14 protein-coding genes and 1 riboswitch are annotated in these 16,778 nt (G+C 43.9%); of the genes, 6 read left to right on the top strand and 8 right to left on the bottom strand.

Annotation, left to right across the window (positions count from 1 at the left end; translation table 11 throughout):
- Positions 1–75: 75 nt before the first annotated feature.
- From pbuG to mneS, 6 genes are all read right to left on the bottom strand, one after another.
- A complete protein-coding gene (pbuG, locus tag NSU16_RS03460; protein ID WP_010333237.1) occupies positions 76–1,398 on the bottom strand; it encodes a hypoxanthine/guanine permease PbuG in 1,323 nt (440 codons plus the stop codon).
- A gap of 135 nt (positions 1,399–1,533) precedes the next feature.
- Positions 1,534–1,635: riboswitch (purine riboswitch) on the bottom strand.
- Positions 1,636–1,779: 144 nt separating this feature from the next.
- Entirely contained in the window at positions 1,780–3,321 is a 1,542-nt protein-coding gene (guaA, locus tag NSU16_RS03455; RefSeq protein WP_326227780.1) for a glutamine-hydrolyzing GMP synthase, read from the bottom strand.
- A 162-nt stretch (positions 3,322–3,483) separates the two neighbouring features.
- The gene (locus NSU16_RS03450) at positions 3,484–5,688 is read right to left on the bottom strand and encodes a DUF4129 domain-containing transglutaminase family protein (RefSeq protein WP_339192639.1); all 2,205 of its coding nucleotides are present in this window, start codon (positions 5,686–5,688) and stop codon (positions 3,484–3,486) included.
- Positions 5,689–5,708: 20 nt separating this feature from the next.
- Entirely contained in the window at positions 5,709–6,905 is a 1,197-nt protein-coding gene (locus NSU16_RS03445) for a DUF58 domain-containing protein (RefSeq protein WP_339192080.1), read from the bottom strand.
- Positions 6,902–7,867 carry a MoxR family ATPase gene (locus tag NSU16_RS03440; protein WP_268505779.1) on the bottom strand — a complete coding sequence of 322 codons (966 nt, stop codon included), beginning with the start codon at positions 7,865–7,867 and terminating at the stop codon, positions 6,902–6,904. The genes NSU16_RS03445 and NSU16_RS03440 overlap by 4 nt, the downstream gene beginning before the upstream one ends.
- Before the next feature lie 157 nt (positions 7,868–8,024).
- Positions 8,025–8,897 (bottom strand): manganese transporter MneS, encoded by an 873-nt coding sequence (gene mneS / locus NSU16_RS03435; protein ID WP_010333232.1) that lies wholly within the window; start codon positions 8,895–8,897, stop codon positions 8,025–8,027.
- Between the two features lie 413 nt (positions 8,898–9,310).
- On the opposite strand from mneS, the gene gabP reads away from it, so the two are divergent.
- From gabP to NSU16_RS03405, 6 genes are all read left to right on the top strand, one after another.
- Positions 9,311–10,720, top strand: coding sequence for a GABA permease (gene gabP / locus NSU16_RS03430; RefSeq protein WP_010333231.1), 1,410 nt, complete (start codon positions 9,311–9,313; stop codon positions 10,718–10,720).
- 85 nt (positions 10,721–10,805) lie between these two features.
- The gene (gene cotA / locus NSU16_RS03425; protein WP_339192079.1) at positions 10,806–12,347 is read left to right on the top strand and encodes an outer spore coat copper-dependent laccase CotA; all 1,542 of its coding nucleotides are present in this window, start codon (positions 10,806–10,808) and stop codon (positions 12,345–12,347) included.
- A gap of 103 nt (positions 12,348–12,450) precedes the next feature.
- Positions 12,451–13,437 (top strand): DUF4003 domain-containing protein, encoded by a 987-nt coding sequence (locus tag NSU16_RS03420; RefSeq protein ID WP_326227787.1) that lies wholly within the window; start codon positions 12,451–12,453, stop codon positions 13,435–13,437.
- A gap of 13 nt (positions 13,438–13,450) precedes the next feature.
- Entirely contained in the window at positions 13,451–14,266 is an 816-nt protein-coding gene (locus NSU16_RS03415; RefSeq protein WP_010333228.1) for an alpha/beta hydrolase, read from the top strand.
- A gap of 81 nt (positions 14,267–14,347) precedes the next feature.
- Positions 14,348–14,557: a cold-shock protein gene (locus NSU16_RS03410; RefSeq protein ID WP_010333227.1), complete on the top strand. Its 210-nt coding sequence runs from the start codon at positions 14,348–14,350 to the stop codon at positions 14,555–14,557.
- Positions 14,558–14,743: 186 nt separating this feature from the next.
- Entirely contained in the window at positions 14,744–14,902 is a 159-nt protein-coding gene (locus NSU16_RS03405) for a hypothetical protein (RefSeq protein ID WP_010333226.1), read from the top strand.
- A 32-nt stretch (positions 14,903–14,934) separates the two neighbouring features.
- Here the strand turns inward: NSU16_RS03405 and NSU16_RS03400 are convergent, their stop codons facing one another.
- Together NSU16_RS03400 and walM are read right to left on the bottom strand one after the other, a co-directional pair.
- Positions 14,935–15,981 carry a hypothetical protein gene (locus NSU16_RS03400; RefSeq protein ID WP_339192078.1) on the bottom strand — a complete coding sequence of 349 codons (1,047 nt, stop codon included), beginning with the start codon at positions 15,979–15,981 and terminating at the stop codon, positions 14,935–14,937.
- Positions 15,982–16,046: 65 nt separating this feature from the next.
- Positions 16,047–16,418 carry a cell wall metabolism protein WalM gene (gene walM, locus NSU16_RS03395; RefSeq protein WP_081720753.1) on the bottom strand — a complete coding sequence of 124 codons (372 nt, stop codon included), beginning with the start codon at positions 16,416–16,418 and terminating at the stop codon, positions 16,047–16,049.
- Positions 16,419–16,778: the final 360 nt, after the last annotated feature.

Raw genomic sequence — 16,778 nt, 5'->3', positions numbered from 1 at the left:
TATGATATGAAATGGTTTTGCCTTTCGCAACAAAATAAAAAACCAGCCGCAAAAACTGCAGCTGGTTTTCAATCATTATTTCAAGAAAATAAAGTAAAGAATAAATACAACAAACAGCCCGTACATGATCGGATGTACCTCTTTGGCTTTCCCTTTGCACACCATTGTAATCGGGTAGAAAATAAATCCGATCGCAATTCCAGTCGCAATGCTGTACGTTAGCGGCATCATGATCATTGTAAGGAAAGCGGGAACCGCCACTTCAAACTTATCCCAAGCGATTTTGCCAAGCGGCGCTACCATTAATGCACCGACTATGATCAGTGCCGGAGCTGTTACATTTGACGTAACGACTGATAGAAGCGGTGAGAAAAACATAGCGAGCAAAAAGAGAATCCCAGTTACAATTGCCGCAAAACCGGAACGGGCCCCCGCAGCAACACCCGAGCTTGATTCCACATAAGACGTTGTTGTAGACGTCCCAAGCACGGAGCCGATAACGATTGAAGTTGAGTCAGCTAAAAGTGCACGGCCTGCACGCGGCAATTTGTTTTCCTTCATTAAACCAGCCTGTGTTGCTACAGCAACCAGTGTACCAGCCGTATCAAAAAATCCGACAAACAAGAATGTTAAAATGACGATCAGCATTTGCACAGAGAAAATATCCGGCAAGTGAATCCAAGCTTGTCCAAACGTCGATTCAAGGCTTGGCACACTTCCGACGATTTGAGACGGAACCGGAACCAAACCGAAAATCATACCGGCAATCGCCGTTAACAGCATCCCGATAAACACGCCTGCGTTCACGCGAAGCACCATTAAAATAACCGTTACAATGACACCGAAAATCGTTAACAGCACAGGACCGCTGTGAATGTTTCCGATTGTAACAAGGGTTGAAGGATTCGATGCAATGATCCCTGAGCCCTGTAAGCCGACAAATGTAATAAATAGGCCAATCCCCGCTCCGACTGCCAATTTCAGCTCAGGCGGAATAGCGTTAATGATTTTTTCACGAAAACCTGTTAAAGAAAGAGCAACAAAGATAAGTCCTGAAATGAAAACACCAGACAAAGCGGCCTGCCAGGAAATCCCCATACCGAGAACAACAGAAAACGCAAAAAACGCGTTCAGCCCCATACCGGGCGCAATGGCAATCGGATATCTCGCAATTAAGCCCATTAAAATACAGCCTGCTGCTGACGCCAAAGCTGTCGCCGTAAAGACCGCACCTTGATCTATTCTCAATGCTTCCGGAAAATCTTTTACACTTTCCAAAGCTAGCGTAATCGGATTGACGAACAGGATATACGCCATGGATAAAAAGGTCGTTAATCCGCCGATGATTTCGTTGCGATAGCTGGTGCCCAGCTCATCAAACTGAAAAAACTTTTTCAAGCTATTTGACTCCCTTCACTCTTTGCTATTTATCCTGCCCTGAAATCGCCAAATAAAAAACGCCCCAATATATTTTGGGACGCTTGACTACAGACGGATTCCAGTTTGAATAAATAAACGTGTTTTATTTATATCAAACGAAAGAAATGTTTACGTAGTCAAGCCATTTACGGTAGCTTGGTAGAGACTTGCGAGCCATATTCCCGCGATTATACGAATTCATCTTATTTGATTTCTGTGTCTATTGTACCAAGTTCGATTTGAAAAAACAATATAAAAAAACGAACAATAGTCGGTTAAAAATTGATTTTGTTCGTAATAAACAAAAAAAACCATCTTCTCGGCATAATTGCCAAAGAAAATGGTTTTCGCTAATTTTACTTATTCCCACTCAATCGTCGCAGGCGGCTTACTTGTAATATCGTACACCACGCGGTTAATGTGCTTCACTTCATTTACGATACGTGTAGAAATCACTTCAAGCACATCCCATGGGATACGCGCCCAGTCAGAAGTCATGCCGTCAATTGAAGTAACGGCGCGAATTCCGATTGTGTAATCATATGTTCTCGCGTCACCCATAACACCAACGCTGCGGATGTCAGGAAGAACAGTGAAGTATTGCCAGATATCACGCTCTAACCCGTGATTTGCTACTTCTTCACGCAAAATCGCATCTGATTCACGAACGATTTCCAGTTTTTCTTCTGTTACTTCGCCAAGAACGCGGATGCCGAGGCCCGGTCCTGGGAAAGGCTGGCGCCATACGATTTCATCCGGAATGCCGAGCTCTGTGCCAAGCGCGCGCACTTCGTCTTTGAAGAGCGTGTTTAACGGCTCGATCAGTTCAAACTGCATGTCTTCAGGAAGCCCGCCGACATTATGGTGAGATTTGATCGTTTGCGCCGTTGCAGTACCGCTCTCGATGATATCAGTGTAAAGCGTTCCTTGTGCAAGGTAGTCGATGCCTTTGAGCTTGTCCGATTCATCGTCGAATACATAAATGAATTCATTACCGATGATTTTGCGTTTTTGCTCAGGATCAGAAACGCCTTTCAGTTTATTTAAGAATCTGTCTTTTGCGTCTACTTTAATCACGTTCATGTTAAAGCCTTCGCTGAATGTTTTCATAACACCTTCAGCCTCGCCTTTACGGAGCAGGCCATGGTCTACAAAGATACAAGTCAGCTGGTCGCCGATCGCTTTATGAATCAAAACAGCAACAACAGAAGAATCAACGCCGCCGCTAAGCGCACATAGAACCTGTTTGTCTCCGACCGTTTCACGGATTTTTTGCATTTCGATTTCGATAAAGTTCTCCATTGACCATTTGCCTTCGCATTCGCAAACGCCGAATACAAAGTTTTTCAGAAGGTCATTGCCGTATTCAGAATGGCGCACTTCCGGATGGAACTGAACACCGTACCATTTTTTATCCGCTTTGCTCATCGCTGAGTTCGGGCAGTGATGGCTTGTCGCATCAACAGTGAAACCTTCAGGCACTTCTACAACCAAGTCACCGTGGCTCATCCAAACCACTTGTTCATTCGGAAGATCTTTGAACAAATCAGGTGTTCCTTCGATGTGGATGTTCGCTTTACCGTATTCACGCTGGCTGGCAGCTTCTACTTTACCACCAAGGTAATGAGTCATCAGCTGCATGCCGTAGCAAATTCCCAATACAGGAACATCTAATTCGAAGATTTTCTCGTCACAGCGGAAAGAGCCTTCATCATATACACTGTTCGGACCGCCGGATAAAATAATTCCTTTTGGATTCATTTCTTTAATTTCTTCAGCCGTCAATGTATGGGGATGCAGCTCACTGTATACACCAAATTCACGGATGCGGCGTGTAATCAGCTGATTGTACTGACTGCCGAAATCAAGGACAAGAATCATTTCATTCACTAACTTTGTCATGGTTGTCACCTAATCTCCTCTAAGTTTTTTGACACAGAAAAAAACGAGGACAGATATGAAACACGCTCCGCCCTCTTTTGGCAAGGCCGTTTGCCGGAGCCAGGCAACTCGCTCCCAGACTCCGATAATATTCACTAATTCTAACAACACGTCGATAAGCGGTCAAGACCATCTTCTTTTAATTAAATTTTCCCATAACTCTCTGGAATCATTCCAAAGCTTTGCCGCATCATCATTTCTGTACAGCGCCCGCTCATAGTTTGCTGTCAGCTTTAACATGTCTTCAGAATGATATGTTTCGTCAATTCGTTTTGCATATTCCCGTAGCGTTTCGCTGTCACGTTTGGGCAGGCCTCTTCTTTTCATCTGTTTCAGAAGCGCGCCGTATGCCTCAAAAAACACATGCTGATCACTGCGGCGCTTCAATTTTCTCACTGTGAAAACAGGCAGCCATAACGAACGGAATACATACAGCAACACCGCTGCCAAAAGTACCGCAGCAATGGCGACATACCAGCCTGTACTAACACTTGCATGCGCAGACGGCGTTTTTTTAGAAACGGCAGGCTCACGTTTTTCCTTTTGTTTTTCCTCTTTCTCCGGCTGTATTCTCTCTTCTTTCTGGTCCTCTTTAGCTTTCTCAGGCGGATTGCTGCTCTCGCTGCCGGAATCCTTTTTATCAGAGGAAGCAAACTCAGCCGGATTTGTGAATCCTTTTGTCGGCTCAAAAGTGACCCAGCCCTGCTCTGGAAAATACACTTCTACCCAAGAATGGGCGTTGTTATTTGTCACTTCATAGATGCTGCCTTTTTTGTTCCCCGCTTCTTTATATTCACCTGACGTATATCCCTTTACCCAGCGTGCCGGAATGCCAGCTGAACGCAGGAGCACCACCATCGAGGACGAAAAGTTGTCACAATAGCCTACCTTTGTTTCAAACAGAAATTGATCCACATAATCTTCGTCATCTTTAGGGACGGTCACGTTTTCTGTTTCATAGGTGAACTCATTGGATCCTAAATAGTCCTCAATAGCTTTCACCTTATCAAACATATTATCCTGGCCCTCAGTCAGCTTTATCGCAAGGTTTTTCACCCGCTCAGGAAGTGTATCAGGCAGTTGCATATAGCGGTCGCTGAATGTGTACTCCTCACTGTTTTGTCTTACTTTCACTTTTTTCAGCTCATCCTGTTTATAGACCGGGGAATTGTACGTCACTGTATAACTGCCCATGTTCCGAATATCACCGCTCTGCTCACTGATCGGAGTTATTTGTTCAGTGTTCCCGTTCATTTCAAGTGAGACGGCCTGCTTAGGCTTAATATTTTGCGCACCAATCGGATACATTACATGGTTATATCCATAATGCTCATCGACCTTTACACGTACAGTGTTTCGCTCTGTGGAAACCTTATGATCAAACCACAGATTTTCCACATTGCCGCCGCTAAGCTGATACGACATGCCTGTATCTGTTTCAATCCAGCCTTTTCCCGTATACGTATCCTTCGTTTCCACCCGGAAATATGTGCGCTCTTTTCCCTGCCACGTAAAAACAGGGGTATCGTCCTGCTGAAACGGACCGCCAAGCGATTCATCGTGATTCCCGTATCCGATTTTACTTTCTCCTGCCGGCACCCGGTCTTGATTGGTGACTTTTTTGAGAAAAGGAACGGGATCCGGCCACTTCGGATCTGATTTCGGCGCGGCAAGCCCAAATCCCACCGCGGCCAAAATCAGCACAGACAGGGGGAGAAACCATTTCAGAACAGACGCTTTCGGTAGTGTTATTCGTTCCATCAGCTTAATGCGTTCCAAATACAGAAGGCCCATCATAAAGAAACCAATCAGCACGATACGGATAACGGCGTAGGAAGCGTCATAAGGCGTAAATGTATCAAGAATCGTAATATATGCCACTGTCATCATAAAGAAAAATAAGATTCTCCTCTGGTAAATCACCCAGTAATGGAGGAGGTAGACCAGCAGCCACAGCAGCACAAAAAACAGCAGGGTCCGAAAAGAAGGAATCATATCATTCCATTGTCCTGTCTGAATAAATGTGATATTCAAATAGACGTCCTGTAAAAAAGAGCTGATCCAGCTCAAGTCAAAAATAGACCCTTCGTAAAACAATATGTGTATCGAAATGAACGTAAATAAGACACAAAAAGGAACGGTGACAAACCACCTCATCCTGAAAAAAGTCAGCAGAAACGTCAAGCCGATAAAGACAATAAAAAAGCCTGTATGCTTCGTGTCAGTAAAATGATCCAGCGGCCTGAGCCACTCCCACAGCAATAAAAAAGCCAGAAAATAAAATAACAGCAAGCTCAAACGGTTTCCCTTCTGATCATCAAGCGGCATGTACACCGTCACCTCTCTTTCTAAACAACACGCGAAGCTCGCCCGCCTCTCATGATTTGAACTCTGATTTGGTGTTTCAGCAAGCGTTCGATCATCATATACTCACCCTGAGAAAGATCGGCGTCTTTCTCTTTTGCGAGTATAATGGTAACCGGGCCGATCCCTGCTTCTGGCATTCTCATCAAATCCTCAGTGATCTGTCCCGTGACAATCACTTTATCAGCCTGGCGAACAGACGGTTTCCCAAGCTCCTCACGTGCATAGCGGCTTACGCGGTCAGCAGCATTACAATCGCAAACGGCTAAATGATGCAGCATGTGTTTAAAATGCTGCTCACCCTCCTGAATCGGAAAAGTGGACCTTTCCTTACCGATTGAAGCCAGACCTGCTCCTGCGTTATTTTTTAAAACAGAATGAAGAATTGAAGCTGTCACGGAAACAACCTCTTCGAATCCGTCAGAGCTAAAACGGTCCATCAGAAGAAACAGGTTTTTGCTTTTTGACGGTTCAAATTCCTTCGTCATCAGCTGGCTCCTTCTTGCCGAAGTCTTCCAGTCTAACGCCGCAAAACGGTCTCCCGGCTGATAGTTCCTTACACTCGCTGCGACTGAAGACTGGTGCTGATGAACAGGCGATGCCCCGCTTACGCCATCTTCCTGATAACGCTCATTCAGCTGATACTGAAGAGACTGAAAGGACGGATAAACAAACACCGCATCATCAGCTCCATAAAACGCCGTTTTTTCAATCAGGCCGAGAACATCCCCGGCCCGCACCCTGATTGCATGAAAATGATGTTCTCCACGCGGTACTGGCGCTATTTGATATGACATCGTGATGCTCCGTTTGAACCACGGAAACACCAGCTGTTTGGCCAAAGCTTCATCTCCGTTTAATGGCTCTAACCCTGACGGCAGACAATCTTCAATCACCATATACATCAGGGGAAACGGCAGTTTTCTTTTAAGCGTAATCGAAGCTTCAAGCCTGTCTCCCGCATGCAATTGCGTTTTGACGATATGCCGCGACACCTGAAAAGAGCGGAGAGGGTACATCGCCAGCAGCCCGGCGTATACAACAAAAGGGAGAAATGCATAAAACAAAAACCAGCTGACAAAGCCGCCCTGAAACATTGCATAAGAGAAAACAGCACCCGTCAATAACGTTAATGCGAGCAGTTTCCACCCGTACATCAACCATTGAAATGTCTTTTTCATCGGCGGACCGACGACCTTTGAACCGGAACTTTCACGTTTGACATGATCTCCCGTACGATTGTTTCTGCCTGAACCCCTTCGAATTTTGCTTCCGGCTGCAGAAGCATCCGGTGCGGCAGCGTATAAGGAGCTAGATATTGAATATCATCCGGAATGACATAATCGCGGCCATGAAGCAGCGCAAAGGCCTGGGCCGCTTTCATAAGTCCAATGGATCCGCGCGGACTGACGCCTAAGTGAACTGAAGCATGCTGTCTCGTCTTCTGCACGATTTCAACAATATATTCCTTCATGCTGTCATCAGCACGGACATCCTGCACTTCTCTTTGCAGGCGAATGAATTCTTCTTTTGAAATCACAGGCTCAAGTGTATCAATCGGATGTCTTTTTTCCTGAAGAGATAAGACATCGAATTCCTCTTCAAAGGACGGATAGCCCATGCGAAGTTTAAATAAAAAACGGTCAAGCTGGGCTTCCGGCAAAGGATATGTCCCTTCATATTCCACTGGATTTTGTGTTGCCATGACAAAAAACGGGGCGGCAAGCGGCATTGTATTGCCATCAACCGTGACGCTTCCCTCTTCCATCGCTTCAAGCAAGGCAGACTGTGTCTTAGGAGATGTTCGGTTGATTTCGTCAGCCAGCACGATATTCCCCATAATCGGGCCCGGCCGGTATTCGAACTCCATTGATTTCGCATTATAGATAGAAACACCCGTTACATCGGAGGGCAGCAAATCCGGTGTGAATTGAATTCGTTTAAAATCTGCGCCGATTGATTTCGCCAGAGCGCGAACCATCATCGTTTTCCCTACGCCCGGCACATCTTCAAGCAGCACATGTCCTTTGGCAAGAATAGCTGCTAAGCTGAGTTTTGCGATGTCTCGTTTTCCAACCATTACTTTATCGATATGTTCAACTGCTTTCCCCAGCAAAGGATGCAGGTCTTCTTGGTATGACATTCTCTTCCTCCTAGTCATCTACAAAATTCATCATATAGTAACCTAACTTTACCACAAAAAACGACCTGTATAAAAAAACGATTCTAGCAAATTGTTACCAATACATACAGGCCATTCAAACAAAAAAAGCTTCCCATGACAGGAAGCTCCTTACCAGTTATTTGTTTTCCAAAGGCTCCATATGAACATGCGAATAATCAATCGCATGCTCCTCCTTCATTCTCCGCTCAATTTCATTCGCGATATCATGGCTCTCTGTAATATTTAACTCTGAGGACACTTCAACCACCACATCTACGTGAACAGAGCTGCCCAAATATCTCGCCTTGATGTCTTTTAAACGGCTGACACCGGAGATTTTTTCAATCGTCTGTTTATAATCGGACATGTCCTTTACGTCAAAGCCATCCGTCAATGAATGCGATGATTCTTTGAAAATATCCCATGCCGTTTTGCAAATGAGAAGGCCAATGACAAACGCTGTCACTGTATCAATCCATGCCAGATGGAATTGCGCGGCCAAAATACCGATAAACGTGCCGACACTGACAAACGCGTCCGACTTATTATCAGCAGCTGCCGCAAGCAGCGCTTGGCTGTTCACCTTTTTAGCAAGCCTTTTGTTGTACTGATAGACAATCAGCATCATGACTGCCCCGCCTGCAGCCGTCCAAGCCGCAATGATGTCCGGTGTCTCTTCTTTCACAGAAAAAATAGATTCACCGGCGCTGAAAAGCACTTGCAGGCCGACAACCATCATAATAAACGATGCGATAAGGGATGCAATTGTTTCCGCCCGAAAGTGACCGTAAGGATGATCTTCATCAGGAGGCTTTTGAGAGATGCGGAGACCGATCAGCACAGCAACAGAAGCAATAATGTCGGTTGTGTTATTTAACCCGTCTGCCGTAAGAGCTTCCGAGTGGAATACATAACCGATGATCAGCTTAATCGCGGACAGCACAAGATACGCGGCAATACTGACCAGCGCCCCGGATTCTCCCTTTTTCAATTCATCATATCTCTCCATAAAAAAACCTCCTTTCCGCTCACGTTTTCCTATCATTATGATACAAAGCTGAACAGCAGTGGGTCTATAGAAACATGATTCACTCACCACAGAAAAATAGTGACGGTAGAACTCTTTTTACTTAATGCAACAAATTTTCATTTATAAAAAGTGTTTCAAACCCAATCATGCCAATACTTCTAGCCAATCAACACTTTTTCAAAAATATAACAAATCGAAAAAACGAATAATTGACGGAAAATTTTTTCTTTTATTTCGAACATACGCACTCCAAAAACAGCAAACAAAACCCAACAAATTTGAAATAAACTGTTATATTTTCTGACATAAATTTTCGACAAAATGTATATTTATGTTACAGTTTCAATTATCATAATATTCAGTAACAACTCTATTCTTCAAGGAGGTAACATATGAACCAGTCTCAATCAGGATTAAAAAAAGAATTAAAGACCCGACATATGACGATGATTTCTATCGCCGGCGTCATCGGAGCCGGACTATTTGTTGGCAGCGGTTCAGTAATTCACTCGACCGGGCCCGGTGCCATTGTCTCCTATGCATTAGCCGGATTACTGGTCATCTTTATCATGCGGATGCTTGGTGAAATGTCGGCCGTAAACCCGACAAGCGGATCATTTTCCCAATACGCTCATGACGCTATCGGACCGTGGGCCGGATTTGCAATCGGCTGGCTCTATTGGTTTTTCTGGGTTATTGTCATCGCTATTGAAGCAATCGCGGGAGCCGGCATTATCCAATACTGGTTCCACGATATTCCGCTGTGGATGACGAGCCTAATTTTGACGATTTTACTCACTCTGACAAACATCTACTCTGTTAAATCGTTTGGTGAGTTTGAATATTGGTTCTCCCTCATTAAAGTTGTTACAATCATCGCATTCTTAATCGTTGGTTTTGCATTTATTTTTGGCTTCGCCCCAGGCAGTGATCCAGTCGGTTTCGCAAATATTACGGGCCAAGGCGGATTTTTCCCTGAAGGCATAGGCTCTGTATTGCTCGGAATTGTTGTCGTAATCTTCTCCTTTATGGGAACGGAGATTGTTGCGATTGCTGCCGGTGAAACATCAAACCCGGTTCAATCCGTAACAAAAGCGACCCGATCCGTTGTGTGGCGCATCATTGTCTTTTACGTTGGTTCAATCGCCGTTGTCGTTGCACTTCTGCCTTGGAACTCAGCTAATATTTTAGAAAGCCCTTTCGTCGCTGTTCTTGAGCATATTGGAGTGCCGGCAGCCGCGCAGATTATGAACTTTATCGTCCTCACAGCTGTACTTTCTTGCCTGAATTCAGGTTTGTACACCACATCCAGAATGCTGTATTCACTTGCAGAAAGAAACGAAGCGCCGCGCCGCTTTATGAAACTGAGCAAAAAAGGAGTTCCCGTACAAGCAATTGTTGCCGGAACATTTTTCTCGTATATTGCGGTCGTAATGAACTACTTCTCACCTGACACCGTCTTTTTATTCTTAGTTAACTCATCAGGCGCAATCGCCCTGCTCGTCTATCTTGTCATCGCTGTTTCCCAGCTGAGAATGCGAAAAAGTCTCGAAAAAACAAACCCGGAAGCATTGAAGATCAAGATGTGGTTCTTCCCGTTCTTAACCTACGTGACCATTATTGCCATCTGCGGTATTTTAGTATCCATGGCATTTATTGAATCGATGAGAGATGAACTGCTGCTGACAGGCTTTATCACAGGCATCGTGTTGCTTTCTTATCTAGTGTTCAGAAAACGCAAGGTGTCTGAAAAAGCATCAGCCAAACAGGTTACTCAGCAGCAGCCCGATATCCTGCCTTAACGGCAGGATTTTTTTGTCACCTTCACGTCCATAGTGTCATTAACTATAGTACCAATTAGGAAAATTTAAATAAGGACAGATGAAAATGACACTTGAAAAATTTGCGGATGCTCTCCCAATCCCAGATACACTAAAGCCGGTACAGCAGTCAAAAGATAGCACATACTACGAAGTAACCATGGAGGAATGTTACCATCAGCTTCACCGCGATCTCCCTCCAACCCGCCTGTGGGGCTATAATGGTTTATTTCCCGGCCCTACCATTGAAGCCAACAGAAATGAAAACGTTTATGTGAAATGGATGAATAACCTTCCTTCAGAGCATTTCCTACCGATTGATCACACCATTCATCACAGTGACAGCCAGCATGCCGAACCCGAGGTAAAAACCGTCGTTCATTTACACGGTGGCGTCACTCCAGATGATAGTGACGGTTATCCGGAGGCGTGGTTTTCTAAAGACTTTGAACAAACAGGACCTTATTTTAAACGTGAGGTTTATCATTATCCAAATCAGCAGCGCGGAGCTATTTTGTGGTATCACGATCATGCCATGGCACTGACGAGGCTGAATGTGTATGCCGGGCTCATCGGCGCTTATATCATTCATGATCCAAAGGAAAAACGCCTAAAGCTTCCATCAGGTGAATACGATGTGCCGCTTTTAATCACGGACCGTACGATTAATGAAGATGGCTCTTTATTTTATCCGAGCGGACCGGAAAACCCTTCACCATCACTGCCTAATCCGTCAATCGTTCCAGCCTTTTGCGGAGATACAATTCTCGTCAACGGGAAGGCATGGCCATACATGGAGGTCGAACCGAGAAAATACCGCTTCCGCGTCATCAATGCCTCTAATACGAGAACATATAACCTGTCACTTGATAATGGCGGAGAATTTATCCAGATCGGTTCTGACGGCGGACTTTTGCCGCGCTCCGTCAAGCTAAACTCTTTCAGTATCGCGCCGGCTGAGCGCTTTGATATTCTCATTGACTTCGCCGCGTATGAAGGACAATCGATCATTTTAGCAAACAGCGAGGGCTGCGGAGGCGACGTTAATCCGGAAACAGACGCAAACATCATGCAATTCAGGGTCACAAAACCGTTAGCCCAAAAAGACGAAAGCAGAAAGCCAAAATACCTGGCGTCTTACCCTTCAGTGCAGCACGAAAGAATACAAAACCTCCGAACATTGAAGCTGGCAGGAACTCAAGATCAATACGGCAGACCTGTCCTTCTTCTTAACAACAAACGCTGGCACGATCCTGTCACTGAAGCACCGAAAGTCGGTTCTACCGAAGTATGGTCGATCATCAATCCGACACGCGGAACACATCCCATCCATCTTCATTTGGTCTCCTTCCGTGTATTGGACCGGCGCCCATTTGATACAGCCCGTTTTGAAGAGCGCGGAGAACTGTTCTACACCGGACCCGCCGTTCCGCCGCCACCAAGTGAAAAAGGCTGGAAAGACACGGTTCAGTCCCACGCCGGTGAAGTCCTGAGAATCGCCGTAACATTCGGGCCATACACTGGGCGGTACGTATGGCATTGCCACATTCTTGAGCATGAAGACTATGACATGATGAGACCGATGGATGTGATTGACCCCCATAAATAAGGCCCAAAAAACTTGCCTGCTGCAGGCAGGTTTTTTTATCTATGAAACTTTTTCTTCCATAAATCGTATAACTTAGAAACAGCGAAAAAAGGAGCTGCTTACTATGCTGACAAACGATCTCAAAAATAAAACAACTCAATACATTTCAATTTATGACGAATTAAAATCAAAATTAAGATGGAAAGTTGCTCATAATCAGATATTAATGCTCATCTCCTCTGCATATATTGTAAATAAAAGAGATTTTGATTTTCAGCGCTTTTATAATTTGAGCAGCTATATAAAATCAAACATCGGCAGCTTTTCAACACTCAATTCTCACCACCGATTTACTGTCGCATCAATTCTGGATATTCATTTTCAGCATGAGGCGGAACAAGCGTTTCTTACGTTTATCGATGTATACAACCAAATGGTGAGGCTTGGTTATAAACGGGATATTTTCACGTACATTTCCGCTCTGATCTTGCTCACCGGCAAGACCGAAACAATAAACCAAAGAGAACAGATGAACATGGGGCTCTCTGTTTATCAGCAGATGAAGAAAAATCACTATTTTCTCACTTCAACTCAAAATGTTCCGCTTGCCGTATTGCTTGCCCAAAACGGAAAAGGGTTGCAGGCGCTGAACAAGGCAGAATCATGTTACCAGCTGCTGTCCGCTAACGGCTTTAAAAAAGGCCAATACTTACAACACGTCAGCCATATTCTTGCTCTGCAAAGTGAAAAAGACCCTGAAATCCTTGTATCCCAATGCAAACATATCTTTCAATCCATTACTGAATCTCATAAAAAGCCAAAAGATTTTCATTATCCCGATCTCTCCCTCCTCACATTCTTGGAAGAGCCGGATATCAAAACCGTTTTGGGCATTGCGCATGAGCTGAACCAAGAAAAAGCATTTAAATGGGAAAAGGATATGAATTTCAAAATTGCTGTCAGCTTATATCTCAGCGAGTATATGGAGAAAAATCTGCTGATGGAATCAGGGCTGTACACAGCCATTGAAACAGCCATCCAAGCACAGCAAGCAGCCGCGACAGCTGTGATCATCAGTTCATCAGCCATTCATTCGCATGACGGAAACTAAAGGAGGAGAAAACATGCCATACATCACATTAGAAGATCAGACCCGACTATACTACGAAACTCACGGCAGCGGGACACCGATCCTATTTATACACGGCGTGCTTATGAGCGGACAATTTTTCCACAAACAACTTTCAGCGCTATCTGCCAATTATCAATGTATTCGTCTCGATCTTAGAGGGCACGGCGAATCCGACAAAGTTCTTCATGGACACACCATTTCCCAATACGCCCGTGATATTAAGGAATTTATGTGTGCGATGGAGCTTGATCCTGCCGTCCTTGTCGGCTGGTCAATGGGCGCTTTCGTGGTATGGGATTATATCAATCAATTTGGGAATGATAACATTCGAGCCGCTGTTATCGTCGATCAATCGGCTTCCGACTACCAATGGGACGGCTGGGGACACGGCCCGTTTGACTTTGACGGCTTGAAAACAGCGATGCACGCTATTCAAACTGACCCGCTTCCATTCTACAAAAGCTTCATCAATAATATGTTCGCAGAGCCGCCTGCATCAACAGAAACAGAATGGATGCTTGCCGAAATGTTGAAACAGCCGGCAGCCATTTCAAGCACGATTTTATTTAATCAAACGGCAGCTGATTATCGCGAATCCATTCAAAACGTTCATGTGCCGACATTGTTATGCTTCGGAGAAGACCGCAAATTTTTCTCAATAGAAGCCGGAGAACACCTGTGTGAACATATTCCAAACTCAAAGCTCGTTACATTTTCTAAGAGCAGCCATTGTCCGTTTTTAGAAGAACCGGATGCTTTCAACAGAACGCTCCTGTCCTTTTTAGATGAGCGGATTGGAAAGTCATAAAGAAAAAGGAATTAGGAGATTAGGGCAAAGTATGAGACAATAAGAATGTGCAGTAAAATACATGAGGGAAGAAGTGACTTTATGTCTTACTATAATAAACGAAATCAAGAACCGCTGCCAAAGGAAGATGTGAGTACTTGGGAATGCACAAAAGAAGACTGCAACGGCTGGACCAGAAAAAACTTCGCCAGCAGTGACACGCCATTGTGCCCTTTGTGCGGAAGTAAAATGGTCGAAGGCATTCGTTCATTAGTGAATCTCCAAAACAACAGCCAAACGAAAACAAGTTAGCTCTTCCCTTTTTTCAAAAAGCAGTCTCTATCAGCGAACAATCCTCGATCAGAGAAGCAAATCTTATATCCAATAGCAAGGCCTCCCGGTTTGACGAGAGGCCAAGATAATGAAGCCCAAAACTGTAAACGTTTCGGGCTTTTTCACTTTTGATCATGGTATAATATGGATATGAGGGGTGATGATGTGATCAAAAACCAACAGCAGGCTGACCTGGAGAAACGAACTTCTGACAAAAAGTTGAACTTGGCTATAAACTTATGTGCGGAACTTATGAATTGGTCAATACCAATTATTCGTTTCTTTAAATGGCTCGGATCATTTGCCCTGCACCTCGTCCATTAAAAAAATCACTCAGCATTTGCTGAGTGATTTTTTCAGTTGATGACAGAAAAACTATTGATGATGCCATTCGGATTTTCCCATGCTTTTTTGAACGTCTTCGTGTCAAGGTCATAAGAATAAATTGTCCGAACCTTGGCTTCACGCCCTGTTTCGTCCTTCAGCTTTTTAGCTCCTTTGGCTTCGGCAAGGAAATAAATTTTCTTTCCGTCCTTGGAGAACTGCGGCTGCGCGTCAATTAACAGCTTATATGTTTTCTGATTTGAAATGATTTTTTCATAGGTTTTTGTGTCTGCATTCAGGATTTGAATAGAAGCCGTTTGCTCCGTGCCTTTTTGTGTATATGACGTAAACAAAATCCGTTTATCGTCATCAGAAACAGCAATATCACTGATAAACTGCTCCAGGCTCTTAAGCTCATGAAGACCGCTTTCATGACCGGCCGAAAAATGAATCTTTGTCGGCTCAGGATCGATTCCCTTCTCATTGGCTTCATCCGTTTTTTTGTAGTCTTCTTCTACAGAATAATGAAGCAAAGCAAATGAATCTGTTTTTTGGTTATAAAAGAAGCTGCTGACGCTGTCATCCTGGTCATTAGCGGCTGGATACAGGTTTTTGTACTTCTTCGTTTTCAAATCAAAGGATGCGATACGGAAATTGCTTTCGTCCGCTTTTCCTAAACGGAAATAAATTTTTGAGCGATCCTTTGATAAAAACAAGCTGTCCGCGCTTTCCGGACCTTTATAAAGCATAGTTTTCTTATCAGACTTAAGATCAAGCTTAAAAAGCCTCATCTCATTTTGATCGTTATTGCTTGTATAATAGAGCGCCTGCTGCTCTTGATCCAAGGCAAACGCCGGATAGCTGGTCAGCTTCTCCTCATGGATCACCTTATCATTTTCATAATACTTCGTCAGAAGATCGGTATCGGTAATCGAAACCAGAAGCTTCTCATTGTTCTCGGTGCTCACGGAAACATCGGCCGCACTCTCACTGCTTTTATCTTTAAAAGAATAAAACATAAAACCCGCAGCTGCCGCCAAAACAACGACGATTGCCAATAAAACAATTCCTTTTTTCATCTCTTATCTCCACCAATAGAAAAAGCAAGAATGCGACTTCTTGCTTTACAGATTTAAACTATGTATTAATAGCTGTAATGCCCCGATACTTTTCCTTTGCTTAATGGGTATCCCAGCGCTTTAAACGCTTTAGGGCTTACATCCAGCACTGCATTAGGCATTCTGCCAACATCATTTTTATAAACCGTAATGACCTTTTTAGGTTTCGCTTTTGCATAAGCTCTGATTTTTGTCCCATTTCTAGGTACGTCAAATCCGATCTTTGTCGCACAGTCCCAATGTCCAAGTTTTTTACCTGAAGAGCCTTTTTTCCCAACTCCGTTATACCAAGTAATATTTCCGTTCACATGTTTCGCACTGGCATCTGCCGAAAAACTGAAAGCTCCCAAAGTACTTCCTACTAAGATAAAAGCGGCTAAAATGACTTTCTTCAACATTTCGTCCCCCTGTTTATTAACATCTAGGAAAAATTATACACGATCAACCGGGGATTTTTTATTTCAATATCCTTACAGTAATGTTACAAAGTCAAAAAAATGTCCTCTGCTAAAATAAACCATGGAAGATTATCCTATTATAATTGCAGTGTTAGCGTTATAATTGTTGATAGAGTAGTTGACGCATTCAATATGAACGAACCATTACCGTATTGTTCAAGCCAAATTCATTGTTATGTAAACGATTCTTACTCTCTCATCATAAAGAAAAAAGAGTGTGCGAGACTCTTTTTTCTTCAAAGTTTCTTTTTTCAAAAAAACGTAGTCTATATTATATATAAGTTTTATCTTTTTTTGGTT

Source organism: Bacillus sp. FSL K6-1003 (genome assembly GCF_037964945.1).
Classification (GTDB): Bacteria; Bacillota; Bacilli; order Bacillales; family Bacillaceae; genus Bacillus; species Bacillus mojavensis.
This window is presented reverse-complemented; position numbering and strand designations above follow the sequence as displayed.